The organism is uncultured Microbulbifer sp. (genome assembly GCF_913055755.1).
Lineage (GTDB): Bacteria > Pseudomonadota > Gammaproteobacteria > Pseudomonadales > Cellvibrionaceae > Microbulbifer.
This window is the reverse complement of record NZ_CAJXKH010000053.1, coordinates 1-26,129: the sequence shown is the minus strand read 5'-3', so window position 1 is coordinate 26,129 and position 26,129 is coordinate 1. Positions and strand designations below refer to the sequence as shown.

General features: G+C 61.3%; 23 protein-coding genes. 9 read left to right on the top strand and 14 right to left on the bottom strand.

What is annotated here, in order from left to right; all coding sequences use genetic code 11:
• Both QZ511_RS10430 and QZ511_RS10425 read left to right on the top strand, forming a co-directional pair.
• A partial coding sequence (locus QZ511_RS10430) for a DUF4153 domain-containing protein (protein WP_295802251.1) occupies positions 1-1,596 on the top strand: 1,596 nt, incomplete at its 5' end.
• A 177-nt stretch (positions 1,597-1,773) separates the two neighbouring features.
• Positions 1,774-3,018, top strand: coding sequence for a multidrug effflux MFS transporter (locus QZ511_RS10425; RefSeq protein WP_295802250.1), 1,245 nt, complete (start codon positions 1,774-1,776; stop codon positions 3,016-3,018).
• A gap of 7 nt (positions 3,019-3,025) precedes the next feature.
• Here the strand turns inward: QZ511_RS10425 and gstA are convergent, their stop codons facing one another.
• The 4 genes from gstA to QZ511_RS10405 all read right to left on the bottom strand — a co-directional run bounded on the left by gstA (position 3,026) and on the right by QZ511_RS10405 (position 6,124).
• On the bottom strand, positions 3,026-3,625 hold the full coding sequence (gstA, locus tag QZ511_RS10420) for a glutathione transferase GstA (protein ID WP_295802249.1): 600 nt from the start codon (positions 3,623-3,625) through the stop codon (positions 3,026-3,028).
• Positions 3,626-3,674: 49 nt separating this feature from the next.
• A complete protein-coding gene (locus QZ511_RS10415) occupies positions 3,675-4,646 on the bottom strand; it encodes a glutathione S-transferase family protein (RefSeq protein WP_295802248.1) in 972 nt (323 codons plus the stop codon).
• A 29-nt stretch (positions 4,647-4,675) separates the two neighbouring features.
• Positions 4,676-5,086 (bottom strand): DoxX family protein, encoded by a 411-nt coding sequence (locus tag QZ511_RS10410; RefSeq protein WP_295802247.1) that lies wholly within the window; start codon positions 5,084-5,086, stop codon positions 4,676-4,678.
• A gap of 150 nt (positions 5,087-5,236) precedes the next feature.
• A complete protein-coding gene (locus tag QZ511_RS10405; protein ID WP_295802246.1) occupies positions 5,237-6,124 on the bottom strand; it encodes a LysR family transcriptional regulator in 888 nt (295 codons plus the stop codon).
• 140 nt (positions 6,125-6,264) lie between these two features.
• Here QZ511_RS10405 and QZ511_RS10400 point away from each other — a divergent pair, with 140 nt between their 5' ends.
• The 3 genes from QZ511_RS10400 to QZ511_RS10390 all read left to right on the top strand — a co-directional run bounded on the left by QZ511_RS10400 (position 6,265) and on the right by QZ511_RS10390 (position 10,558).
• Positions 6,265-7,194, top strand: a complete 930-nt coding sequence (locus tag QZ511_RS10400; RefSeq protein ID WP_295802245.1) for a pirin family protein — start codon at positions 6,265-6,267, stop codon at positions 7,192-7,194.
• A 93-nt stretch (positions 7,195-7,287) separates the two neighbouring features.
• Positions 7,288-8,586, top strand: coding sequence for a sodium:proton antiporter (locus QZ511_RS10395; RefSeq protein ID WP_295802244.1), 1,299 nt, complete (start codon positions 7,288-7,290; stop codon positions 8,584-8,586).
• 58 nt (positions 8,587-8,644) lie between these two features.
• Positions 8,645-10,558, top strand: coding sequence for a monovalent cation:proton antiporter-2 (CPA2) family protein (locus tag QZ511_RS10390; protein ID WP_295802243.1), 1,914 nt, complete (start codon positions 8,645-8,647; stop codon positions 10,556-10,558).
• Positions 10,559-10,585: 27 nt separating this feature from the next.
• On the opposite strand, the gene QZ511_RS10385 is transcribed toward QZ511_RS10390, so the two are convergent.
• From QZ511_RS10385 to QZ511_RS10365, 5 genes are read right to left on the bottom strand one after another with little or no spacing between them, the layout of a single operon-like run.
• A complete protein-coding gene (locus QZ511_RS10385; RefSeq protein ID WP_295802242.1) occupies positions 10,586-11,902 on the bottom strand; it encodes a c-type cytochrome in 1,317 nt (438 codons plus the stop codon).
• Position 11,903: 1 nt separating this feature from the next.
• A complete protein-coding gene (locus QZ511_RS10380; protein ID WP_295802241.1) occupies positions 11,904-13,511 on the bottom strand; it encodes a GMC family oxidoreductase in 1,608 nt (535 codons plus the stop codon).
• A 3-nt stretch (positions 13,512-13,514) separates the two neighbouring features.
• On the bottom strand, positions 13,515-14,009 hold the full coding sequence (locus QZ511_RS10375; protein ID WP_295802240.1) for a sugar dehydrogenase complex small subunit: 495 nt from the start codon (positions 14,007-14,009) through the stop codon (positions 13,515-13,517).
• A gap of 41 nt (positions 14,010-14,050) precedes the next feature.
• A complete protein-coding gene (locus QZ511_RS10370; RefSeq protein WP_366935647.1) occupies positions 14,051-14,605 on the bottom strand; it encodes a lipocalin family protein in 555 nt (184 codons plus the stop codon).
• Positions 14,606-14,612: 7 nt separating this feature from the next.
• The gene (locus QZ511_RS10365) at positions 14,613-14,852 is read right to left on the bottom strand and encodes a VF530 family protein (RefSeq protein ID WP_295802239.1); all 240 of its coding nucleotides are present in this window, start codon (positions 14,850-14,852) and stop codon (positions 14,613-14,615) included.
• A gap of 250 nt (positions 14,853-15,102) precedes the next feature.
• Here QZ511_RS10365 and QZ511_RS10360 point away from each other — a divergent pair, with 250 nt between their 5' ends.
• From QZ511_RS10360 to QZ511_RS10350, 3 genes are read left to right on the top strand one after another with little or no spacing between them, the layout of a single operon-like run.
• Positions 15,103-17,433 carry a TonB-dependent receptor gene (locus QZ511_RS10360; protein WP_295802238.1) on the top strand — a complete coding sequence of 777 codons (2,331 nt, stop codon included), beginning with the start codon at positions 15,103-15,105 and terminating at the stop codon, positions 17,431-17,433.
• 5 nt (positions 17,434-17,438) lie between these two features.
• Positions 17,439-18,314 (top strand): oxygenase MpaB family protein, encoded by an 876-nt coding sequence (locus QZ511_RS10355; RefSeq protein ID WP_295802237.1) that lies wholly within the window; start codon positions 17,439-17,441, stop codon positions 18,312-18,314.
• A gap of 37 nt (positions 18,315-18,351) precedes the next feature.
• Entirely contained in the window at positions 18,352-19,248 is an 897-nt protein-coding gene (locus tag QZ511_RS10350) for an oxygenase MpaB family protein (protein WP_295802236.1), read from the top strand.
• 8 nt (positions 19,249-19,256) lie between these two features.
• On the opposite strand, the gene QZ511_RS10345 is transcribed toward QZ511_RS10350, so the two are convergent.
• Positions 19,257-19,826, bottom strand: coding sequence for a cysteine hydrolase family protein (locus QZ511_RS10345; protein ID WP_295802235.1), 570 nt, complete (start codon positions 19,824-19,826; stop codon positions 19,257-19,259).
• A gap of 132 nt (positions 19,827-19,958) precedes the next feature.
• Here QZ511_RS10345 and QZ511_RS10340 point away from each other — a divergent pair, with 132 nt between their 5' ends.
• The gene (locus tag QZ511_RS10340; RefSeq protein ID WP_295802234.1) at positions 19,959-20,825 is read left to right on the top strand and encodes a hypothetical protein; all 867 of its coding nucleotides are present in this window, start codon (positions 19,959-19,961) and stop codon (positions 20,823-20,825) included.
• Positions 20,826-20,945: 120 nt separating this feature from the next.
• Here the strand turns inward: QZ511_RS10340 and glmS are convergent, their stop codons facing one another.
• The 4 genes from glmS to QZ511_RS10320 form a co-directional block, all read right to left on the bottom strand.
• A complete protein-coding gene (gene glmS, locus QZ511_RS10335) occupies positions 20,946-22,775 on the bottom strand; it encodes a glutamine--fructose-6-phosphate transaminase (isomerizing) (protein ID WP_295802233.1) in 1,830 nt (609 codons plus the stop codon).
• A gap of 215 nt (positions 22,776-22,990) precedes the next feature.
• Entirely contained in the window at positions 22,991-23,752 is a 762-nt protein-coding gene (locus QZ511_RS10330; protein ID WP_295802232.1) for a DeoR/GlpR family DNA-binding transcription regulator, read from the bottom strand.
• An 87-nt stretch (positions 23,753-23,839) separates the two neighbouring features.
• A complete protein-coding gene (locus QZ511_RS10325) occupies positions 23,840-25,003 on the bottom strand; it encodes a dihydrolipoamide acetyltransferase family protein (protein WP_295802231.1) in 1,164 nt (387 codons plus the stop codon).
• Positions 25,000-26,025, bottom strand: coding sequence for an alpha-ketoacid dehydrogenase subunit beta (locus QZ511_RS10320; RefSeq protein WP_295802230.1), 1,026 nt, complete (start codon positions 26,023-26,025; stop codon positions 25,000-25,002). The genes QZ511_RS10325 and QZ511_RS10320 overlap by 4 nt, the downstream gene beginning before the upstream one ends.
• Between the last annotated feature and the right edge of the window lie 104 nt (positions 26,026-26,129).

Below are 26,129 nucleotides of genomic sequence, written 5' to 3'. Positions count from 1 at the left end.
CTGATCATCCTCACCGCCGCACCGCGCCTGGCCCACAGCACCTGGTGGCTCATTGCCGGATACGCCGCGGTACTCGCCCTGCTGGGCAGCTACCGGGGCCATCAATGTACCCCTGCTGACCTGGTCCACTGCGAATGGCCGCGCAGCTTTGCCATCGCCATCGGCATTGCCACCTTTATCGTAGGCTTCCTGCTGCGCGCCAGTGCCAGCGGGCAAGAGCGGCTGCGGCCCCCAGGTTACCGGGCGCTGTTCCACTTTTCCTGGGATAACGCCCTCACCGCCGGACTCACCCTGGTATTCACCGGCATTTTCTGGCTGATCCTGTACCTGTGGCAGGCGTTGTTCAAACTGGTGGGCATCGACTTTTTCCACGAACTGTTTGAAAAAGACTGGTTCTTCTACCCGGTTACCTGGCTGGTAGCCGGCAGTGGCGCCATCCTGTTCCGCGCCCAGCAGAGCTTTGTACTGACCCTCAAGCGCCTGCTGCGCACCATGCTGGTGGCACTGTTGCCGCTGTTGGCGGTACTTACCATCGTATTTCTCTCCACCCTGCCGTTTACCGGACTGCAGCCGATCTGGGACACCGGGCGCGGCAGTGCGCTGCTGTTGTGGCTGGTGGCACTGCTGCTGTTTTTTGCCAACGGCGTGATCCAGGACGAATTCCCGTTCGCCCGCTACCCAAAGTGGATCAACCGCCTGCTAATGGCGGCGCTGGCGGTGGCGCCTTTCTATGCGAGCTTTGCTCTCTACGGGTTGTTCCTCAGGGTGCAGCAGTACGGCTGGACCCCGGAACGCCTGTGGGGATTTGTCGCCGCGGTGACCCTGGCGCTGCTAGCCCTCGCGTACAGCCTGGCCATTCTGCGGCGCGGCAGCCACTGGGCGGAGTGGTTGCGGCGCATTAACACCGGGCTGGCGCTCTGGATACTGGCGGTGTGCCTGATCACCCAGACACCGCTGCTGAATTTCTGGAAAATCAGTGCCAACAGCCAGTTGGCGCGGCTTGCAGACGGGCGCACCGAACTGGCCGAATTCGACTTCTTTTTCCTGCACCACAAACTGGGGCGCCCGGGGCGGGCCGCACTGGAAGAGCTGTACCAGTGGGACCAGGTACAGGGAGCGCCGAAGCTCGCCAGCTATGTAAACGAGCTGCTGCAAGCAGACAAGCTGGACTGGACCCTGCGGGAAAACCCGCTGCAATCCGCCGCAGAGGCGGCCAAATTCAGCGAGGTACCCGTGTTGCCGGCGGGAGCGCCGCTGCCGCAGGGTTTCAACTGGCGCCGCCACGGCAATAATTGCGACGACGCGCAGATCGACTGTATCTGGCTGGCACAGGATCTGAACGGCGACGGCGAACGGGAATATCTGCTGTTTATTCACAACCGTCGCGGTTCCACCGGCAAACACTGGCTGAGCGTGAGCGCGTATCACCGTACAGAGGACGACTGGCAACTGATCGCCAGCAACAGCCGCCAGACCGAAGAGGATTTCGCCAGTCTGCGGGACAAGCTTATGCGCGCCCCTCTGCAGCTGGAATCCCCGCGCTGGCAAGGGCTGTATGCGGGCGAGGAGATGCTGTTCGATCCCAGCGTGCGCTGAAATTTTTTGCTGGCGGCCTTGGAATTGTCACCGCCCGCTGGTTAACATGCCGCCGCCGAACACGCTCTGGTGATTGCCAGCGGCCGCCCGGATTGCCGTGCGCAGATGCAACTATGCTTGCATGGCCGGCCCCGGAGCCGGCTTCCTATTCTTCCCATCCGCAGTACCCGGATTGTTATGCCACCAAATTTTCTCGATGCCGACGGCAAACCGCCCCGCTGGCTGGCGCCCTGTCTCGCCGCGCTGGTAGCGCTGACGCCATTTTCCATTGATACCTACTTGCCCGCCATTCCCGCCATGGCCGAGGCACTTGGCGTCGAGGTGGCACAGGTGCAGCACTCGGTATCCAGCTTCCTGCTGGGGTTTGCCATCGGCCAGTTGTGCGGCGGGCCGCTGTCGGATCGCTGGGGACGGATTCTGGTGGGCACCATCGGCCTGACGATTTTTATGCTCAGCACGGTACTGATCCTGTTCACCAACACCGTGGAACTGCTGGTTATCCTGCGTTTTTTCCAGGCCGTGGGCGGCGGCTTTGCCGCAGTGAATTCCGGCGCGATGGTGCGGGACCTGTACCACGGTCGCGAAGCGGCGCGGATCATGTCGATGATCGCCACCATGATGCTGATCGCGCCGCTGGCGGCGCCGGTGATCGGCTCCTCCCTGCTGACCTTCGGTGACTGGCACGCGATCTTCGTATTCCTGCTGATTTACGCCGCGCTGATGATGGGACTGGTGCGGGGCGTGCTGCCGGAAACGGTATCGAAATTCCGCCGCGCGCGGCGCCAGCGGGAGTCCCGCCGCACCCTGTTCCAGAATTACGGCCAGATCTTCCGCTGCCGGCGGGCACTGGGATTCCTGTTCGCGCAGGGGCTGGTGAGCGGCAGCATGTTCATTTACATCACCACCGCGCCGTTCGTGTTTATGGAGCATTTCGGGGTATCGTCGGCGAACTTCCCGGTGCTGTTCGGCAGTTGCGTACTGGGGCTGGTGTTGATGGTGCAGTTGAACATCCGTCTGCTCAAAGTCTTCGAGCCGCGGCAGATTCTGCTGGTGGGAATCAGTCTGCAGCTGCTGTCCTGTACCCTGCTGGTGGCGAGCACTCTCTACTTCGGCAATCAGCAGCCGCTGCTGGCATGGATGGTTCCGCTGGTGATGGCCATGGGCGCCATCGGCATCATTACCCCAAATTCCGCCGCCTGCTACCTGGAGTTTTTCCCCAAAATCAGCGGCACCGCCAATGCGCTCTACGGCGCCACCCTGTTTATTGCCGGCGGGCTGCTGGGTGGACTGGTCAATGGTATCCACACCGGCACGCTGGTGCCGATTGCGGTTGGCATGCTGTGTTGTTCCGCCGCCGCACTGGGCTGCGCGCTGTTTGTGGCCCAGGCCCGGCAGCCGATCGAAGTGGGCGAGCAGAAATAGCCGGAAATCAGGCGAGCCCTTCGTCCTGCATCGCCTTTTTCACCCCGGCACGCGCTGACATGCGCTCGGCAAATGCCTTGAGCTTCGGCCAGTTACCGGTGTCCACCCGCACCCTGGCGCACCAGTTGTACACCGTAAACAGATAGGCGTCGGCCACGGTGAAGTCGTCCCCCAGCAGATAATCTCCGTCCAGCTGGTCTTCCACAAACTGAAAACGCTCACTGACGAGCTGGTTCGCCCTGGCCTTTTCCTCCTCCGAGCCGTCCCAGAACAGCGGCACGAAGGATTTGTGGATTTCGGCAGCAATGAAGTTCAACCATTCCAGCATGCGGTAGTGGGGCAGGGTGCCGAACTCCGGGGCGAGCATTTTTTCCGGTTTCTGCTCCGCCAGGAACTGCAGAATGGCCTGGCATTCGGTGAGCACTTCACCGCCTTCCAGTTGCAGCGCCGGCACATAGCCCTTGGGATTGATCTCCCGGTAGTCGCCGCCGGTCTCGATCTTTTTGGTCTGCAGGTTGACCTTGCACAATTCAATATCGATCCCCGCCTCACAGGCGACAATGTGCGGCGCGAGTGAACAGGCCCCGGGCGCGTAAAACAGTTTCATGGCGAGACTCCGTGTAGATGAATTTCCTGCCTGTATTTAGCGGCTGTATTCAGTTGCGTCCGTGGGGCGCCGCGTAATCCAGCTCCGGGCCCACCGGCACTATACCGGTGGGATTGATGTTGCGGTGACTGGCGTAGTAGTGGGTCTTGATATGGTGAAAGTCCACCGTGTCCGCCACCCCCGGCCACTGGTACAGCTCCCGGGTGAAGCCCCACAGGTTGTCGAAGTCCGCCACGCGCTGCCGGTTGCATTTGAAATGGCCGTGATACACCGCGTCGAAACGGATCAGGGTGGTGAACAGGCGCCAGTCCGCCTCGGTGATCCGCTCCCCGGTGAGGTAGCGATTCTTCCCCAGGCGCTGCTCCAGCAGATCCAGGGACTCAAACAGCCGGTGGTAGGCCGCCTCGTAAGCGTCCTTGCTGGTGGCAAAGCCTGCACGATACACGCCATTGTTGACGTTTTCGTACACGAAGCGATTGGTGGCGTCGATATCCCCACACAGGTCCGCGGGACAGTAGTCGTCGTCATTACCGGTGAGATCGTTGAACGCGCTGTTGAACATGCGGATGATTTCCGCGGATTCATTGCTGACGATGCACTCCCGGTCCCTGTCCCACAGCAGCGGCACGGTAACGCGACCGGTATAGTCCGGCCGGTTGCGGGTGTAGATCTGGTGCAGGTACTCGCTGGCATACAACTCGTCGCCACTGCTGCCTTCGCTGCTGTCGAAGGTCCAGCCGTGATCCAGCATCAGCGGGCTCACCACCGACACGCCGATATAGTCTTCCAGTCCCTTGAGCTTGCGGATAATCAGCGTGCGGTGCGCCCAGGGGCAGGCGAGGGAAACGAACAGGTGATAGCGGTCTTTTTCCGCGGCAAAACCGCCTTCGCCACTGGGACCGGCACTGCCATCGGCGGTAATCCAGTTGCGCAGCTGCGCCGCCTCGCGCTCGAACTCACCACCGTGGCTGTCGGTGTCATACCAGCGGTCCTGCCACTGGCCGTTTACCAGTAACCCCATTCTGCCTCCCCGTTAACTGCTGTTTGATTTCAGCTTTTGTTTTTGATCCGCGCCATGGCGTGGTCAAAACTGAACCTGCCGGCACCGGTACAGGCCAGCAGCAGGAAGCCGCCGGCGATGGTGACGTTTTTCATAAACATGATCTGTTGCATCTGGTCGCCGGGCACATTGTGGAACATCCACGCGCTGACCAGACAGAAGAGAGCAAAGGCGACCGCGACCCAGCGGGTCAGGAATCCGAACAGGATGGCGAGACCGCCACCGAGTTCCAGCAGTATCACCAGAGGTAAAAGAATACCGGGGACGCCCGCCGCAGCCATATATTCCTGGGTGCCCCCATAGGCGCCAATTTTGCTGTAGCCGGCCACAATAAACATGACCGACATCATGATGCGTGCGATCAGCTTGGTAAAATCACACAGAGCGTTGCTGCTGTTCATCTCCGAGCCCTCTCGTTGGCTTGCAGAATACAAATTGTATGAAGTGACAACGCTGCCTAGTGTAGTTCGCTTTTTCGCAACTAAAATCGGATAAATTCGTTAGGATTATGCGAAATTTCCGATTTCTGACGTTTCTCGCTTTTTCCTGCTTTAATCCAGTGGCGGCAACCCCTCGCGCAGTGCCCGCAGCAGCAGGCAGGCAGCGGGACCACAGCGATCCTGATCCGCATAGACCAGATAAACCGTCACATCGCGCTCCCAGGGTTCTTCCGTGCGCAGTGGCAGCAGGCGATCAGCGGACAGGGAGTCGCGAATCCGGGTTTCCGGCAGCCAGGCAAATCCCAGGCCGCGCTCGATCAGTTCGATGGAGGTGTGCACATTGGTGACGGTGATGCGCTGGTCGGAACCCAGCCAGCCGCTGTCCTGGCGGTTTTTCATTGCCGAGTCGCGCATCACGATCTGGCGGCAGGCTTTCAGGTCCTTGCGCTCCACCGGTCGCCCCAGCTGGTGCAGCAGGTGGTCCGGGTGTGCCACCGGCACGAACTTCACCCGCGCGATGGGCTCGCCCACGAACCCCTGGGGCACCCGCGCGGTGAGAATGAAATCCGCTTCCTGTTGCAGCAGCAGTTCCTCCGCACCGGACAACACCGTCTCGCGAATTTCCAGGCGGGTGTGGGGGAACTCGCCGGCGAACCTTTCTACCGCGTTGAACAGGCTCTCGTAATCGAACAGCACATCCACCGCCAGGGTCAGGGTCGCTTCCGCGCCGTCCGCCAGGCTGGAGGCCACCGCTTCCAGCGCTTCCGCCTCGTCCAGCAGGCCGCCGGCGCGGTTCAGCAACACGCGGCCGGCGTCGGTGAGTTCCGCCTTGCGCCCGCGCACTTCCAAGAGCGGAATACCCAGGCTCTCCTGCAATTTGTGCACCGCGTGATTGATGGAAGACTGGCTTTTGTGCACCGCCTCTGCGGCCTGGGAGAATCCCCCGTATTCAACCACCGCCTGAAACATGCGCCACTGTTCCAGTGTTACCTTGGCCATAGACTGTCCTTTGTCTGGTTTTCGTTTTGTGAAATATCTGGTACGGGAACCTGTCGAGCTATTCGAATATTAGCAGCGATTATTTGCCATTTTTTGGCGATTTTGTCGGTCTATACTGCCGCAAACGGAGGAGCAGAACCATGCACGACTTCACATCGAATCCCGACATCAATCTGAACAGCGGCACACCGGGCACCGGCGTGCGACCCGTGCTGCGCGCGGTGGCCAGCCAGGCATCCGCCGATGGCGCCGGGGTCAGAATCCAGCGGGTGGCGGGTTTTCAGTCCGCGGACTTCAGCCCGTTCCTGATGCTCGACGAAATCCGCTCGGAAAATCCCGACGACTATATCGCCGGCTTTCCGCCTCACCCGCACCGCGGTATCGAGACCCTCACCTATATGTTGTCCGGCGAGTTCGAACACCAGGATCACCTGGGCAATCGCGGCGCGATTCGCGAGGGCGGTGCCCAGTGGATGCGCGCCGGGCGCGGCATCATTCATTCGGAAATGCCCACCCAGGGCGAGGGCGGTATGCACGGCTTCCAACTGTGGATCAACATGGCGGCCAAGGACAAGATGAACCGCGCAGACTGGCGGGATATTCAGACTGAAGAAGTCGTCGAACTCGCCCTCGATGAGCGCGGCTCACAGGCGCGGCTGATCGCGGGAGAATGGAGCGTCAACGGCAAGCAGGTGAACGGGCCATTGATGGATGCCGCGGCACAGGCGGCGGTCGCCGATATCCGCATCCAGGCCGGCGCGGAAATCACCCTGCCGCTGCCGGCGGACCACGCGGTGCTGGTGTATATCTATCGCGGCGGGCTGGCTACCGAACGCGGCACCGTGGGTCGCGGCAATATGTTGTTGTACGGCGCGGGCGAGGCGCTACAATTGCGCGCGTCCGAAGAGACCGCCGATGGCACACCGCAGCAGAGCGCGGGTCTGCTGGTGCTGCACGGCAAGCCGCTCAACGAGCCGGTAGTGCACTACGGCCCCTTCGTCATGAATACCCGCGAACAGATCGAACAAACCCTGCGCGACTACAATAACGGCACCCTGACCGATTCCTGAGCGGACGGCATGGAGTGGGCAGACGCTGTCTGCCCACCTCCGCCGGTCAACAGTTCGCGCGCCAAAATCGCTTTTACCGAGGTACCCCCGGGCATGGAAGTCTATTACACCTTTTGTCTGCTGGCGGCGATCTCGGTGTTCCTCGGTTTCCTCAACCAGTATGTACTCCGCACCCAGACCACCATCGCCATCACCGCCGGTGCGCTGGCGCTGTCGCTGCTGGTAACCGGTCTCGGCAAACTGGAAATCGTCGAGCTGCGCGACTGGGCGGCGCAGTTACTGCCGCTGATGAACCTGCAGGATATTCTGCTCAAGGGCATGCTCGGCTTCCTGCTGTTCGCCGGCAGCCTGCATATCGACCTGCTGATGCTACGCAACCAGAAACTGGAAATTACCCTGCTGGCGATTTTCGGCACCCTGATTTCCACCTTTGCCGTGGGTTACATGCTGCATGCTTTCCTCGGCTTTATCGGTATGCCGGTGAACCTGGTGTACTGCCTGTTGTTCGGCGCGCTGATTTCCCCCACCGACCCCATTGCGGTACTGGCCATCATCAAGAGCATGAAGGCGCCGGAGCAGGTATCAATCCAGGTGGAAGGGGAATCGCTGTTCAATGACGGCTTCGGCATGGTGGTATTCGCGGTGATCTACGCGCTCGCGTTCCAGGGTACCGACCCCTCGCTGCCGGCCATCAGCCACCTGTTTATGATGGAAGCTCTGGGCGGCATTGCCATGGGACTCGCCATCGGCGGCCTGTTTCACTGGCTGATCTGCGCCACCGACGACCACAGCCTGGAGCTGCTGCTGACCCTGGTGATTCCCACCGCCGGTTTTGCCGCCGCCAACCTGCTGGGCGTTTCCGGCGCGCTGGCGATGGTGGTGGCGGGGATCATCATCGGCAACTTCACCCGCGAGAAAGGTTTCTCGCGGGTGAGCCAGCACGAGCTGGACAACTTCTGGACCATTACCGAGGAATTCCTCAATGGCCTGCTGTTCCTGCTGGTGGGCCTGCTGCTGATCACCATCGACTTCCAGCCGATCGATTACCTGCTGATCGCCGCCGCCATTGTGATCGTGCTGCTGGGACGCACCCTGGCCGTCGGTGTGCCGTTCATGTTTCTCAAGCGCTTCAAAAGCTACCACCCCTATACCGAGCGCATCCTGATCTGGGGCGGCCTGCGGGGCGGCCTGGCGCTGGCGCTGGCGATGTCGATTCCCCCCGGCTACATAATTGCCGGCAACCACGACCTGCGACACCTGTGGGGGGTAATGACCTACGGCGTGGTACTCTTCTCGATTGTGGTGCAGGGTTCGACCATTGCACCGCTGATCCGCCGCAGCCGCGCCGCGGCCTATCCCGAGGGCGATCCGGCCACACCGATCCCGGACTAATTGCCGGATTGATCCTGCGGGCAGCGGCAGTCATCCATAATCAGATCCACCACAGGCCATGCCGCACGACAATTTCCTGCTTCAGACCGTTATTTTTCTCGCCGCCGCGGTAGTCTCGGTACCGCTGGCCAAGCGCCTGGGCTTTGGCTCGGTACTGGGCTACCTGGTAGCCGGGGTATTGATCGGCCCCCACGTCTTCGGCCTGGTGGGGGATACCAGTGACGAGCTGCACTTCGCCGAGTTCGGCGTGGCGCTGATGCTGTTCCTGATCGGCCTGGAGCTGCAGCCGAAAAAACTGTGGCAGATGCGCGGGGCAATTTTCGGTGCCGGCGGTGCCCAGGTAGTGATGACCGCCGCCGCGGTTTGCGGTATCGCCATCGCCCTGTTCGGTCTCGGCTGGCGCAGCGCCGTGGCGGTGGGCCTGATCCTGTCGCTCTCTTCCACCGCCATCGTGCTGCAATCCCTGTCGGAAAAGAACCTGCTCAAGACCGAAGGCGGCCGCAATGCGTTCAGCGTATTGCTGTTCCAGGATATCGCGGTGATCCCGATCCTCGCGCTGTTGCCACTGCTGGCAACCGTCGATGTCAGCGCGGATCACCCGGGAGGCCTGCAGGGCTGGGCCTACGCACTGGCGGTACTGGCTGCCATCGGTGGGCTGGTACTGGCCGGCCGCTACCTGCTGTCTCCGCTGCTGCGCCTGGTGGTGGGCGCGCGCACCCGCGAGCTGTTTACCGCCTGCGCACTGCTGATCGTGTTGAGCGCCGCCGCGATCATGAGCTGGCTGGAACTGTCGCCGGCCCTGGGCACCTTTATCGCCGGCGTGGTGCTGGCGGAAAGCGAATTCCGCCACGAACTGGAAGCGGATATCGAGCCCTTCAAGGGGTTGCTGCTGGGACTGTTTTTTCTCGCCGTAGGCGCCAATCTGGACCTGGCGCTGGTGATGCAGAAGCCGCTGTTGCTGCTCGGCCTGCTGTTGATGCTGGTGGTGGTGAAGTTCATCGTACTGTTTGCGCTGGCGCGGGTGCGCGGCATGGCGTGCGGGGAGGACTGGCTGTTTGCGGTATCCCTGGCGCAGGCGGGTGAATTCGGATTCGTGTTGCTGGCCTACGCCAGTAACAACCGGGTACTGAGCGAGGATGTCAGCAGCCTGCTGATCGCCCTGATCGCCCTGTCCATGGCCGTAACACCTCTGCTGTTGCTGGCCTATGAACAGTTGATCCAGCCGCGGTTCTTTACCGGCCCGCGCCAGCCCGATGTCACCGACAGCGCGCCCCGCGACGACGGCACCCCGGTGATCATTATCGGCTACGGCCGCTACGGACAGATTGCCGGGCGCCTGCTGAACGCCTGCGGTTTTGACACCACCCTGCTGGAGCACAATGCGGAACAGCTCGAGCTGGTGCGCCGCTATGGCATCAAGGCCTATTACGGCGATGCCTCGCGGGAAGACCTGCTGCACGCGGCCGGTGCTGAAAATGCCCAGCTGGTGATTCTCACCCTGAGCGACCAGGCGGCTTCACTGGAAATCGTCAGCCGCATCCAGAAACACTTTCCGCATCTCGCCATCCTCGCGCGCGCGCGCAACCGCATGCACCAGTACGCACTGATGGAGGCGGGGGTTAAATACATCTACCGGGAAACCGTGGACAGCGCGCTGGAAATTGGCGCCGGCGCCCTGCAGTTGCTGGGACTGTCCAGACTCCAGGCGGAGCGCGCCGCGCGCAAGTTCAAGCAGCACGACCAGCGCATGCTGGAATCCCTGTTCCCGTACTGGCGCGACGAGTCCCAGCATATTGCCAAGACCCGAATCTACCGCGAGCAGTTGCTGCAGGCGCTGCAGGAAGACCGCCGCGATCCGGACTTGCATCTGGATCACCACTGGAGTGACAGGAAAGATAGCAAATTGACGCGGGATGATTTGCGCGTAAACAGCGCACCAAAAAACCCCACTTCCAGCAAACCGGGACTGTAACTTCAACGGGAAATACGCTGGGTTGGACTATTTCCCGGGCGGTGCGGCAAACGTCCTGCGAAGATAATTCACCAGTTTCTCGTACTGCTGCTCGCTCAACTGGTTTGCAAACCCCGGCATCATTTTTTTATGGCCATCTACGGTCCGCCGCACGCCGTACAGCACAGCCTGCCGCAGGTTGTGATCGCTCTCTGCACCCACGGTGGAGTTGTTCACCAGCGACGGATAGTAACCGTCCGGTGTGCCGGTACCGTCCACGCCGTGACAGCTGGCACACATGCCTAGATAGAGACGCGCGCCATCGGAAGTTTTTGTGGCGTCTGCGGGATGGGTATCTACCGCAATCGGGTTGCCGCGCTTGATGATGACTTCGCTGGCCGGTTGACCGCGCTGGTGCCGCGGCGCACGCGCCTCGCCCGCCACCGGCGGGATGTCCCGCAGGTAGGTCACCATCGCGGCAATATCCGAACCCCGCATTTTCGACAGACTGTTTTCGATCGCTTCCGCCATGGGACCGCCGGCCTGGGCGAGCCGGTTTACATGGCCGGTCTCGAGGTACTGCGTGAGCTGCTCGCGGCTCCACTTGCCGATTCCACTGACGGGATCCGGGGTGATGTTGTAGGCCTCCCAGCCATCCAGTACCGGCCCGCCGGAGAGAAAGCCCCTGCCGGTCTCGTCATAGGCCTTTTCCTGAAAGGCGATGCCCCGCGGGGTGTGGCACTCGCCACAGTGCGCCAGCCCCTGCACCAGGTAGGCCCCGCGATTCCACTCGTCACTTTGATCCGGCCTGGGCTGATATACCTCGGAATCCACAAACAGCCAGTTCCACACTTTCAGCGGCCAGCGCGCACTCAGTGGTTTCGGGATTCTGTTGGCCGGTACCGCATCGTGTACCGGCTGCACGCCAAACAGGAAGTAGGCGTACAGTGCGCGCATGTCCTCATCGGTAATTTTCGCGTAGGCCTCGTAGGGCATGGCCGGATACAGGTTGCGCCCCATCTTGCCGATCCCCCTGCGCAGGGCGCGGTCAAATTCCCGCAACGACCAGCCGCCGATACCCACATTGATGTCCGGGGTGATATTGCTGCTGTAGAGGGTTCCGAGCCTGGGAATCTCCATGGCGCGCCCGCCGGCAAAGAGCTTGCCTCCCGGCGCGGTGTGACAGGCCTCGCAATCACCGGCGATGGCCAGGTAGCGTCCCTTGTCGATCAGTTCCGGGAGGTTCAGTTCGGTATTGACCTCGGTGGCGCCGGCGGTGTCCCACACTTCCTGTGCCAGCACCGAGACCACCCACCACAACAGCAGTGGCGCAGAGAGCATGACCGACAGGCGCAACAGCCTCACTTCACGCCTCCTTGATCAGGCGGTCCGCCAGGCGAAGGGCCAGCGCGGCAATCGTCAGGGTGACATTGGCCGTGCCCACCGTGGGCATCACCGAACTGCCGGCGATAAACAGGTTGGGGTGGTCGAAGGTGCGGCAATCCTTGTCCACCACCGAATCCTCCGCGGACTCGCCCATGATGGTGGTGCCGGTGATGTGGTTATTCGGCGCGAATTCGTCGGAAAAAGTCACCTCGCTGCCGCCCATGACGCGGGCGATCTCGGCGTAATTTTCCCGGGTGTGTACCGCGCTTTTCTTCACATAGTCATCGATGCTGTAGGTGATTTCCGGCCTGGGAATACCGCTGGCGTCTTTTTCCGTAGCGCTGGGACGGATGCGGTTTTGCGGTTGCGGCAGGAGTTCGTGAAAGCTGTTGAATTCCACATAGCGCGCGGCGCGGTCGCGGATACGCTCGTTCAGGGTGAGGATATCGTGCTCCAGGTTTTGCCCCAGAACCTCCCGTGTGGCCCGCTCAACCACGGACATATTCGAGAGGTGCAGTTTCTTGCCCGCGTATTCGGCGCGGAATGGTCCGTCGCGAAAACCGATCAGCGAGGTCATTTCCTGGGGACCGCGCCCGGGCCACAGGGGTTTATCGGCGTAGAAGCCCACCCCGGTACCCGGGTGATCCATCAGGTTGCGACCCACCATGTCCGAGCGATTGCCCACACCGGCGGGGTGGTGGCGGCCGGGGGACATCAGCATCAGTTTTGGCGTTTCGATACCGTTCGCGGCCAGGATAAAGGTTTTTCCTTCTATTCGATGCGCCTCGCCGAGGGAGTCCCTGTACTCTACGGCAACAATGCGGTCGCCCTCACTGACGATGCGGTTGACCACCGCGTTTTCGATCAACCGGGCGCCATTGGCTTCGGCTTTGTCCACATGAACGATGCCGTTGTACATGGCGCCGATGGGACAGATGGGCATACAGTTGTTGTTGCCGCAACAGGTGGGGCGGTCGTCGTAGGGGCGACTGTTGCGCGCCACCGGCTCAGTCACCACGCGCCAGTCCGGGTTGTGCGCGTTCATCCGCTGTTTTACCTGCGCATCGTTGTAAGACAGCGGTAGCGGCGACATGGGATAGGCACGGTCCCTCGGTGACCCCAGCTCTTCGTCGTCCGGCCCCCACACACCCAGTTCCTGTTCCGCATGCTGATACCAGGGCGCCAGGTCGGCGTATTCAATGGGCCAGTCGCGGCCCACGCCGTAAAGGGATCGGATCTTGAAATCGTTCGGCAGAAAGCGCCAGCAGGAAGCGGCCCAGTGCCAGGTGGTGCCGCCGACCGCGCGGATATACTGGGAATTGAATTTGTGGCTGCCCTTGAAGACCAGATAATCATTGGCGAATTTTCCGTACTCCGGGTGCGGTGCCCACGGGGCCGAACGGTAGGGCGCCATGAAATCGGTCTTGTCCACCTGATTGCGGAAGCGCTCCACGGTCTGCCAGCGGGGCACCCGCGGGCCGGCTTCCAGCATCAACACCGACTTGCCGGCACTTGCCAGCTCGTTGGCCACCAGCGCCCCGGCGACGCCGGAGCCGACAATGATGAATTCGGCCTCCATACCCGCCATCAGCTAACCCCCCCCGAACCTGATCTGCGGCGGACTGGCCCAGTCACCGGGCCTGCCGATGCAGTAGGAGGGCACCGGCAGGACATCCGATACCAGGCGGTACATGATCGCGCGCTCGAAAGTCACCAGCTGTTGACCCACTACCCCGGTATACCAGGACGCCACGATCAGACGCGCGAGCTCGGAGTGGCGGTCCCGTCCCCCGGGATCATCCGGGAATACATCCAATTGCTGGGGAAAATGCGGGTACTCCGCATTGAGCGCGGCGAGCATGCGCACCGCCACACGCTTGTCGAGGCGGGTATTGAGAGGTAGCGGAGAAAGCAGTTTGCGGGACAGGTTGAAAAACTTGCTCAGCCTGCCTTCGGCATCAATGTTTGCAGCCTGTTGCGCATTCACAAGTGCGGCGGGTCCGGCAAACAAGCAGCTACCAAGCAGCAACTGGGAATGAATAAAGCGCCTGCGACCAATGGAAATCACGCTGCCCTCGCTGCACATCTGACGATCCACTAAAGGCAGTATAGGAAAGCTCTACCCCATCACTGGCGATCCTCAGACTGTTGATCCACCCAAATCAAATTATCCACAGCGTAACCCAGCATGCTGGCGCGCTGGATAAAACGTTGTTTCAGAGACTCGTCCACCACGGGAGTGCGCGCCAACAGCCACAGGTAGGAGCGGTTTGGCCCGGATACCATCGCGTAATCGTATTCCTTGTCCAGCTCGAAGATCACATAGGAGCCATAGAAGGGCCCGAAAAAGGACACCTTGAGGTGGCCCACATTGGGCGCGCCCACAAAATAGGCCTTGCCCTCCGCCCGATCCCACTTGCCTTCCTCGGTGGAGTATCCGCGGTTGATGACCCGCACTGCGCCGTCATCCAGCAGGCTGTATTCCGCCGTTACCCGGCTCAGGCCGCGTTCGAACGAGTGGTCCAGGCGCGCAATTTCATACCACTTGCCCAGGTAGCGCTGCAGCTCGAAATTGTCGATCGGCTTTACCCCCTCCGGCACTCCGGTGCAGGCGGACAGTAGCCCGGTAATCACCAGCAGCAAGATCTTCAGCAAGCGATGGTTCACGACGTAGGTCTTCATTCCGGTTTCAGGTTTTCCACGGGTTGCTACGGCAAAAAGTGGCAATGTACAGCGCCTCCACCTTTTCCCGCGCCCAGGGGGTTTTACGCAGGAATTTCAGGCTGGATTTCACCGAAGGGTCTTTTTTGAAGCAATTGACCGGGACCCGCTCCGCCAGCCCCTCCCAGCCGTAGTGCTGTTCAAGCTGTTCAACGATACTCGCGAGCTTGACGCCATGCAGAGGGTTATTGGGTTGTTCGTGGTGCATGTCTGGCACTCATTCTCTCTTTCAGTCACAACGGATTTCCGGCGAAAACGGCACCGGGGCGTACAAACAATCCATGTGCAGGTCGCTCGATCCGACAAAATTTCTGCCGCGTTCCGAATTCGAAATTCATCCAAAAGGACGAAGCTATTTTCAGCCCGCTTCCCATACTGGCTGAGATGGGCCGGTACCGCTCCGGCCCCACGAGTCGATAAAAATAATGACACCAATGAGAGGGAAGCTCCCCATGGCGATGAAGCATCAACATAGCAATCATGCGTTGCGCAACCTGACTTTTGCCAGCACCGCGCTGGCCTCGGCGATCGCGGCCCTACTGCCGACATCTTCACTTGCCCAGGACGGGCCACAGCTTGAGGAGGTGGTGGTCACCGCCCAGCGGCGGGAAGAGAGCATGCAGGACGTGCCGGTGGCGGTGACTGCGGTTACCAGTGAAGACATGGCCGCCGCCCAGGTCGACAGTATCGTCAATGTACAGCAGCTTTCGTCGAGCGTGCGCTTCGCGGTAGTCAACAGCGCGGCCAACAGCGCAAATATCGTGATCCGCGGCATCGGTACCGTGGGCAACAGCCGCGCGTTCGAGGGCGCGGTGGGTGTCTTCGTCGACGGTGTCTACCGCACCCGTGCCGGCCAGGCGATGCAGAACTGGCTGGATATGGAGAGCCTGGAAATTCTGCGCGGCCCCCAGGGCACCCTGTTCGGCAAGAATACCTCTGCCGGCGCGCTGATTCTCAACAGCAAGGCACCCACGCTCGATTCCTTCACTATGGATTACGAGGTGAGCGCCGGCAACTACGGCAACCAGATGGTGCGCGGTGCCGCCAACATGCCCCTGAGCGACACGGCCGCCATGCGCGTGGCCGCGGTGTGGGGCAGTGAAGACGGCTATATCGAGGACCCCAACGGCGGTGACTACAACGGCCGCGAGCCTCGCGGCGCCAAGGTCCAGTTTCTGTACGAACCCTCGGATACCTTTTCCAGCCGCCTGATCATCGACTGGTTCGACGAACAGAATAACTGCTGCTACGGCCAGGTGAATGCCATCGACGGTCCCACCCAGCCGCTGATCAATGCTCTGGTACAGATGCAGGGCAAACAACTGCCGTCCGCCGATCTCGAGGACTACCAGCAGGTTCTGAGCAACCCCACCGATCAGGCCATCGAAGACAAGGGCGCGGTACTGCATATGGCCTGGCAGCTGGACGGCGGGCGCACCCTCAAGTCCGTGTCCAGTATCCGCGACTGGCGTATTTCCCAGCAGGGCATGGATGGAGATTTCGTCGGTGCCAATATCCTCACCATCAACGAATCCCTGCGGACCAGGATGTTCTCCCAGGAACTGACCCTGAATGGCGGTGTGGAAGCCTTCGGCCCCTTCTCCGGCGGGGATTATGTGGTCGGACTCTACTACGCGGATGAAGAAATCGACGCCCACCACGAACTCTGGTGGGGCGACCAGGCGCAGTTCTACTGGGACACCCTGTTCTTCCAGCTGTACGGCTATCCCGCCGGCAGCGTGGACGCAACCGAAGGCCAGTGGAGCGACGTGGACATGCCCGCCGACAGCGTGTCCCACGCCGTGTTCACCCACTGGAACCTGGATGTCACCGAGCAGTTCGGCCTGACCGCCGGCCTGCGCTATTCCCGCGATGAAAAGAACGGCGCCATGTTCCGCAACTCCTTCACCACCGCGCAAAACGCCGTGTTCCGGGTGCTCACCGCACAACCGGGGCCGGAATTTGACGATCACTACGAGGAAGACGCCTTCAGCGGCACCCTCGCTGCCCAGTATCACTTCAGCGAGCAGATGATGGGTTACGCCTCGTACAACCGCGGCTACAAGTCCGGTGGGGTGAATATCGACAACAGCGGTGCCGGCACCAACCTGAACAACCCGGAGGAGATCCCCGGTGCTATTCCGGAAGATCCCACCTACCGCGCCGAGTACCTCGACGGCTACGAGCTCGGCCTCAAGGCGGAGTACTGGGGCGGCCGCGCGCGCAGTAACCTGGCGCTGTTCTACAACGATATTACCGACCTGCAGCTGGCCCAGTTCCAGGGCACCAAGTTCACCGTGGACAATGCCCCGGAAGCCACCGTCTACGGCCTCGAGGTGGAAAACCAGTTCCTGCTGAACGAAACCTTCTCGCTGCTGTTCGACCTGACCCACCTGGCCGAAGCGCGCTTCGGCAGCGACCCGGTACTGGGCATTCTGGCGGACCGCGAATTTGCCATGGCACCGGACCTGTCCGCCAACCTGGCACTGGATTTCGAGCGGCCCATCGGCAGTGGTCTCAACCTGTTCGGTCGCGTGGGCATGGTGTACAACTCGGAAATCTATTCCAACACCTCCAACAACCTGAAGGTGGACGCACAGAGTGAATACGCGGCCAACATCGGCCTGCGCTCCGACTCCGCCGCCTGGGCCCTGACCGCCTGGTGCCAGAACTGCACGGATAACCGCTATGCCAGCGTGCATTTCGATTCGCCCCTGCAGTCCGGTGACTACAACGCCTACGTGTCCTATCCGCGCACCTACGGCCTGACCCTGCGAGGCAGTTTCTGAGTTTGATGGAAAGTGCACAGCAGTCGCGAAATGCGCGGGAAAACACCGGGAGGTTCGACTTCCGCCACCCTCAGGGAGAGGAGGCACTGCTCCCTGCGGACTCGGTAACCTGGCGCATCTTCAAAAACCCGGTGTCCATGTTTGTCGGCGGTATCACCGCCGTCATTCTGGAGCTGGCCGAACCCCGTGTCCGCGACGGGGTCTGGAACAACACCAGCTTCCGTACCGATCCCATGGGCCGCCTGCGCCGTACCGGGCTGGCGGCCATGGTCACCGTTTACGGTCCCCGCAGTAAGGCCGCATCCATGATCGCCGGTATTCGCGGCATGCACGGCAGGGTCTCCGGTGTTACCGAATGTGGGCTCGCCTACAACGCCAACGACGAGGAACTGCTGAACTGGGTGCAGGCCACCGCCAGCTTCGGTTTTCTCGAAGCCTACTGCCAGCTGGTAAAACCCCTGTCGGCAGCCGAGAAAGACAGCGTGTACCGGGAGGGCGCCATCGCCGCGAACCTTTACGGTGCAGTGGGTGCGCCGGACTCGGTCGCATCGCAGCAGGCACTGTTCGAGAAAATGCGCCCGCAACTGCAGGCCACGGCAATCATCGGGGAATTCCTCGAGCTGATGCTGCACACCCCGGTGTTTCCCTTGCTGTTGCGCCCCTACCAGCGCCTGCTGGTGCGCGCTGCGGTAGATATTTTGCCGGACTGGGCCAAACAGTCCCTCGAACTCGGGCCCCGCTGGCAACTGAAGGGCTGGGAGCGCAGCCTTGCCAGTCTGAGCGGCCGCCTGGCCGATGGTTTTGTGGTCAAATCGAGTCCCGCGGTGCACGCCTGCAGGCGGCTGGGGCTGCCAGAAAATTATCTCTACCGCTCCATCTGAGGAGCGTGGCTAACACTCCCCGGGAGCCAAATCGGCAATGGCGCAAGATAAAATCCGCAAACAGATTGACCGCTTGCACCCCGATCAACACCACGGCGAAATCGTCCGCCTGATTGTGTGTGACGGTTTCCTGTGGGACTTCAACCGCGCCCTGGAACTGGCCCTGTTCCGCACCTTTGCCTCCCCCAGCATCAGCGGCCTGCTGGCACGCACCGGCGAATTTACCCGGAGCGGCCAGAAACGCTACGACGATACATCGCTGCTGATGCTGCAGCTGCTGCGCTATGGCTATGACAGCCCCGAGGGCGTCGCCGCTCTGCAGAGGATCAATCGCACCCACGGGTATTTTTCCATAGCCAACGAGGACTACCTGTTCGTGCTCTCCACCTTCATGCTGGACCCCATCGACTGGATCCAGCGCTTCGGCTGGCGCAGGTTGCGGGACAACGAACAGGCAGCGCTATTCATCTTCTGGTGCAATGTCGGCAAGCGCATGGGAATCCGGGATATCCCGGCGTCACTGGCAGCCATGCGCGAGTTCAGTGAACGGTATGTGCGGGATCATTTCAGGTTCAGTGACGCAAATGGAACGGTCTCCGGCGCAACCCTCGGCGTCATGGAGTCCTGGCTGCCGAAACCACTGCGCCGCTTCGTGCGCCCGGTTTCCGCGGTACTGCTGGACGAGACAACCCGCATGGCGGTGCAGCTGGATCCTCCGGGCAGTTTCTACAGCGCGGTGGTGCCGGCTGCGCTCAAACTGCGGGCAAAGTGGCTCGCGCTATTCGGCAGCTCCGGAGAACCGGCCTGGCCCGACGGCTACCGCACCTATCCAGAAGGCTATGCAGTTGAGCGGCTGGCGCCGGAGAAATTGCTGGAATTGGAGCGCCAGCTGGTAGATCGGAAAACCGAGCAAAGACGGGAACAGGTTGATTAATGATCAAGCTATTCAGCTCTTTCCAATTCTTTCAACAATATATCTACAGAAGTTACCCGACAGTATTCGCCATCGAGGTTACTGAGAAAAATCCAGTGGACGTCTTCCGCCGATACGAACTTTCCATCCAGGCGCTGTAACGGGAACGCTGCCGTTGCGTCTGACGGCAGAAAAACCCGATAACCCGTTCCCGCCGCAACCCGCACCGTCGCATCCACCGAGTTATTGGTCAGCACACCACAAACCACCAGCTCGGTTACCCCGTGGCTTTTTAACCATTCATCCAGTTGCGTACCGATAAACGCACAGTTTTCGGATTTAGTGATGACCTTCTCTCTGCCCAGCGGCGAGACTTCCTGTTTGAAAGAAAAATACGGTGAGTCCGGGTGATAGGGGGAATCCGTGAATTTTGACCCGTGCCGCACATGCGCGACCGGCAACTGAAGGTCACGCCAGTGATTCAACAACCGCGCGATGGCCTGCTCCGCATTGGGGTTGTTGCGGTTGCCGCTGTCGAAATGATCGATGGCTTGCTGGACATCGATCACAATGAGAGCGGGGTTGTCGCTCTGGAACATAGATTAAGCCTGCCATACGTGTGATATCGCGCCAGCTAGAGCGTTACCTTTCACTTGCTCCACGGTGTCCAGTTGTAACGGGAAGCTTCCCTTGCCCATACTGGGAGTATCGCGAAAGGAAGGATACCGGCTATGCGAGCCCAAACCCTGCTACTGCTCTGTTTTCTCAGTGCCGCCGCTCCCGCCGAAGAATGCGCCTGTCCCCCGGATGAAACGCGCCAAGAAAAGCCGTTTATACCCAATGGCCTTTATGATGAAGTCCCGGAGTACAAAATAGGCGAACGCCAAATTTTACAGGAATACCGGATTTACCGCGCCTATCTCGATGGGAACAGTGCACTACTCGACAGCTTTTTTAAAGGATGGGCGGATACCAATCCCCCGATATCGAACCAGCAGCTTTCCAGGCTACCCGAAGCCTTTCGCCACGCGTATGCCATCTTCAAGGATTTTTATCAGCCCGCAAACCTCGGACGTATTGGGAATCCGGAGTGGGGGACAGAGCAGTTTGCAGGCGTGAAGTACTATGTGGTGCAGAACTCCATCGATATAGCCGTCCATCGGGAATTACCAAAGAATTCTTATTCCACGGATCCGGACAACCTGATCTTCGAGGCTTCGCTCAAACACTTTCGTCCGCAGATTCAGGGAGACAAGGTCCCACTTATCCTTAATGACGCCTACAAAAGTCAATTGCTCAGGTTCCTGGGTGGTGAGTCCTATCCGGCTGGCCAGGGCAATATCATGGCACCGGCCATGGCCAAAGGAGAAAGCAACAAGCGCATGAAATTTCTCAACCAGTTTCTCAAGATATACCACGGCCACTGGGGCGGCTGGCGACTGATCACGGATCCCACTATCAGCAGAATCAATTTCAATGGCACCTTTACCAGGGCCATTGTGTATTTTGAGTTGGTTTATCAGGGCGGCGAGGCCACCTATCAATTCAAGGATGGAAAATGGTTTCTAAAGGAATCAAGACTGACCTGGATTACCTGAATAGCATGATTGAACTGGTCGATGGCAAAGTGATGAAGCCGTGATTGATTCGAAAAAAGACCAGTCTAATCAAACCGTAAATTAAAAAAGGCCACCGGATATTCCGGTGGCCTTTGCTTTTTACTCTACGGTAACCGACTTGGCCAGATTCCGCGGCTGGTCCACATCTGTCCCTTTCAGCAGTGCCACGTGGTAGCTCAACAGCTGCAGCGGTACGGTGTACAGAATCGGCTGCAGGCTCTCCGGGGCATCCGGCACTTCCACTACGGTCAATCCCGCTTCGCTCTTGAAGCCGGCTTCGGGACTGGCGAATACGAACAGTTCGCCGCCGCGGGCGCGGACTTCCTGCAGGTTGGATTTGAGTTTTTCCAGCAGTTCGTCGTTGGGCGCGACCACGATCACCGGCATATCCGCATCCACCAGTGCCAGCGGACCGTGCTTGAGTTCGCCCGCGGGGTAGGCCTCGGCGTGGATGTAGGAAATTTCTTTCAGCTTCAGGGCACCTTCCAGGGCAATGGGGTATTCCACCCCGCGACCCAAGAAGAGCGCGTGATTTTTTTCCGCAAAGGCTTCACTGGTTTCCTTTACCAGGGCGTCGAGACCGGTGAACTGTTCCATCAGCTGCGGCAACTGGTGCAGGGCGCCGACCAGTTCCGCCTCGCGCCCGGCGCTCATGCCGTTGGCTTTGGCCAGCGCGATGCAGAACAGTTGCAACGCCACCAGCTGGGTGGTGAAGGCCTTGGTGGAGGCGACACCGATTTCCGGGCCGGCTTCGGTCATCAGCTGCAGCTCGGATTCGCGCACCAGCGAGCTGTTGGGCACGTTGCAGATGGTCATCGAGGCAAGGTAGCCCAGCTCCCTGGCCTGGCGCAGGGCCGCCAGGGTGTCGGCGGTTTCGCCGGACTGGGAGATGGTGACAAACAGGGTACCCGGGCGCACCGCGGTTTTGCGGTAGCGGATTTCGCTGGCCACTTCCACGGAGCAGGGCACGCCGGCCCAGTCTTCGATCCAGTAACGGGCGACCAGACCCGCGTGATAGCTGGTGCCGCAGGCGACAATCTGCACCTGCTGTACCTGGGGCAGAATTTCGTTGGCGGCGGTGCCGAGGGCCTGGGAAAGTACGGTATTTTCGCCGATACGGCCGGCCATGGTGGCTTCCACCACTTTCGGTTGCTCGAAGATTTCCTTCTGCATGTAGTGGCGGTAGCGGCCCTTGTCGGCGGCGTCGTGGCCGCCCTGGAGTTTGTTGACCGGGCGGCTGACTTCTTCGCCGTTTTTGTCCCACACGGCGATGCCGCCGGTGGTGACTTCGGCGATATCGCCTTCTTCGAGGAAGATGAAGCGGTCGGTGACCTGCTGCAGGGCCATGGGGTCGGAGGCGATAAAGTTTTCCTCGATGCCAACGCCGATCACCAGCGGGCTGCCGGAGCGGGCGCACACCAAGCGCTCGGGTTCACTGGAGCAGACGACACCGAGGGCGTAGGCGCCGTGGAGCTGTTTGGTGGCGGCGGTGACGGCCTGCAGCAGGTCGCCGCTTTGCTGGAACAGATCGTTGACCAGGTGCACGACGACTTCGGTGTCGGTTTCGGACTGGAATTCGTAGCCTTTGGCGATGAGTGTTTCGCGCAGTTCCTGGTAGTTTTCGATAATGCCGTTGTGCACCAGTGCGATGTTGCCGGAGGCGTGCGGGTGGGAGTTTTTGTCCGAGGGCACGCCGTGGGTGGCCCAGCGGGTGTGGGCGATCCCCAGTTGGCCGGCGGTGGGGTTGCCGTCGAGCAGGGATTCCAGGTCGGCGACCTTGCCCTGGGTTTTGCGCAGCTGCAGTTTGCCATCGCCGTTCACCAGGCACACGCCGGCGGAGTCATAACCGCGGTATTCCAGACGGCGCAGGCCTTCCAGCAGGATTCCGGTGACATTGCGCTGACCCAGCGCGCCTACGATTCCACACATTTTTTATTACCTCGTACCTTTTTATTCCGTGCCACCTGGGTTGTTCGGTGGCGGTGCCGCCACCGGGAACGCCTTTGCGAGACACGCCGTGCACCCATCCCTGGGGGCTCTGCACCGCCATCCATGGCGGTGAAGGTCTCGCAAAGGCGTTCCCGGCATCGGCACCTTCTCGTCATGGTTCAGAGTGCTGGCTGCACTCGGTATTCGTTCTTTAATCAATTCACTTGGGCGCAGATAACCCGCAGCCCCTTGCGCTCCAGCTGCGCACAAACCTTGTCGTCGATACCGCTGTCGGTCACCAGGGTACCGACCATGTCCCAACTTAGTTCAAGATTCGGGATCCGCCGGCCCACCTTGCTCGATTCAGCCATCACGATCACTTCCCGCGCCACTTCTGCCATCACCCGGGAGAGGCCGATCTGTTCGTTGAAGGTGCAGGTGCCACGCTCGAGGTCGATACCGTCGGCGCCGATAAAGGCCTGGTCGAAGTCGTAGCCGCGCAGGACCTGTTCCGCTACCGCGCCCTGGAAGGCTTCGAAGTGGGGGTCCCAGGTGCCGCCGGTCATCAGCAGGGTAGGTTCGTTTTCCAGGTCCCGCAGCTGGTTGGCGACGTGCAGGGAGTTGGTCATCACTACCAGGCCGCGCTTGTGGTCGAGTTCCGGGATCAGGCCGGTAGTGGTGCGGCCGTAGTCGATGACGATACGGTTGTGGTCGCGGATGAGTTCGGCGGCGGCGCGGCCGATGGCGCGTTTGGTCTGGGACAGGGGATCTTCCGCCACCAATTCCCGGGGCAGGGGGATGGCGCCGCCGTGGCGGCGCAGCAGCAGTCCGCTGGCCTCCATTGCCGCCAGATCCTTTCGGATCGTAACTTCCGAGGTTTCGAATTCCCGTGCCAGCTGCTCGACGCTGGCCTCGCCGGAGGCATTGATCTGCTCCAGTATCAGGTGGCGGCGTTGCTGGGTATTGCGCTTGGACATGAGTAGCGATGAATCCGGTTGGGTCGATTATCTTTCGATTCGAAACCCAAGGATAGCGAAACGAAAGCTGCACTGCCAACCGCGAATTTATTTTTCTGACAGGTGGTCCCTGAGGGCGGCGAGGAAACGGGCCAGTTCGCCGCCGGTGACGGCGCGGTGATCGGCGCTGACGGAAAGCGGCAGCAGCCGGCGCACCCGCGCTTTTTCCTTGTGGGGCACCACGGTGTCGTAACTACGGCCGGCACCGACAATACACACCAGCGGCGGCACCACGACCGGGGTGGCGAAACGACCGCCGAGGCTGCCGAAGTTGGACAGGTGGATGGTGGCGCCCTGCAGGTCCTTCTGGGGAATGGCGCCCTCGTTCGCCTGCTGCTTGAAGCGCCGGATCCGTTCCAGCAGTTGGTCGTCGCTGCTGGATTCCACATCCTGCAATACCGGTACGAACAGGCCCTTTGGGGCATCCACGGCGAGGCCGACATTCACCGGCGTGCGCGGCTCCAGCACTTCCCGCTCGAAATAGGCGTTGAGGTTGGGTTCCTGCGCGGCGGCGGCGGCGATCGCCCGCAGCAATCGCAGGGTGGTGGACTCTTTTTTCTTCCACCCGGAGATATCCGCCTCATCAAACAGGGTCATGGGGCAGACCTGGTCTCGCGAGCGGCTCATGGCGAGCGCCATGGCGCGTCGCGCCGGGTCGCCGGTGGCTGCTGGGACCGTCGGCTCCGCCTGTTTGCGCGCGGGCGCTGGCGGTGCTGCGGGAGCCCGGGTACCGGCGGCGCGGAGTACCTCGGCCTCGCTAAAGCGCGAGCCGGCCGGGTGCAGCGCAGCGAGATCCACATTCAGGCGCCGGGCCAGCGCGCGCACCGCCGGGGTGGCGGCGCGCGGGCGCTGCTGGACGGAGCGCACCTCCACTGCCAGGGATTCGCTGCCCTGTTCGATCTGGCCGACTACGGTGCCGGAATCGGTTCTTTTTTCACGATCCTCGTCGATCTGCGGGTTTTCCGGGGTTTTGCTCTCGGCGCCTTTGAAGCCCACCAGGGGCTGTCCGGTTTCCAGGGTTTCGCCGGCCTGTGCAAAGCGCTTTTCCACCACCCCGGACCAGGGCGCCGGCACTTCCACCAACGCCTTGGCGGTTTCTACCGTCACCAGGGACTGGTCGGCGGCGATGCTGTCGCCTTCCTCCACATGCCATTCGCGAATAACCGCGTCCGGCAGGCCCTCGCCGAGATCCGGCAGCGTGAAGATCTTCATTCGCGCCCCCCTTTGCGGCGGTCAGCGCTTTCGCGATACGCCAGCGCCGCGCGGGCGCCGGCGAGTACACGGTCGACGCCGGGCAGGTATGCCTTTTCCAGCTGGTAGTAGGGCATCACGGTGTCGAAACCGGTGACCCGTTGTACCGGCGCATCCAGCAGGTCGAAGGCGTACTCCTGGATCTGCGCGGCGATCTCCGCGCCGAGACCGGCAAAGCGCGCGGCCTCGTGCACCACCACGCAGCGGCGGGTCTTTTCCACCGAGTCGATGATGGTGTGGATATCCAGCGGTTTGAGGGTCGCGGGGTCGATGACCTCCGCCTCGATACCGTCGCTGGCCAGCTGTTCGGCGGCGGCGAGGGTTTCCTTCACCGAGGCGCCCCAGGCGATCATCGTCAGGTCGCGGCCCTCGCGCAGTACGAAAGCACTGTCCAGCGGCAGCGACTCGCCGTTGTCCGGCACCGGCTGCTTCGCCGCGCGGTAGATACGCTTGGGTTCCAGAAACAGCACCGGGTCCGGGTCGCGGATTGCCGCCAGCAGCAGACCGTAGGCGCGGGCCGGGGAAGAGGGCACCACCACCCGCAGGCCGGGAACCTGGGCAAATATCGCTTCGGTGCTCTCGGAGTGGTGCTCCGGCGCGTGAATGCCGCCGCCATAGGGGGCGCGATAGACAATCGGGCAGCAGAGGCGGCCGCGGGTGCGATTGCGCATGCGCGCGGCGTGACTGAGGATGTGATCCAGGGCCGGGTAGATAAAGCCCATAAACTGGAATTCCGCCACGGGTTTGAGCCCCTGGGTGGCCATGCCCACGGCAATGCCCGCAATCATGTTTTCCGCCAGTGGCGTGTCCAGCACGCGCTCGGCGCCGAACTTCTGCTGCAATCCATCTGTTGCGCGGAATACGCCGCCGTTCGCCCCCACATCCTGCCCGAACACCACAACCTGCGGATCCCGCGCCAGCTCGTGGGCCAGGGCTTGGGTAATTGCCTCCACCAGGGTGATGGCTTCGCTGTCGGCCCCCATTCAGCCCTCCGCCCTGCGCTGCTGTTCTTCCCGCAGCAGGTCGTACTGTTCGTAGAGTGCCTCCGGAAGCTGCGCGTACAGATGGTCAAAAATGGCGGTAGCCG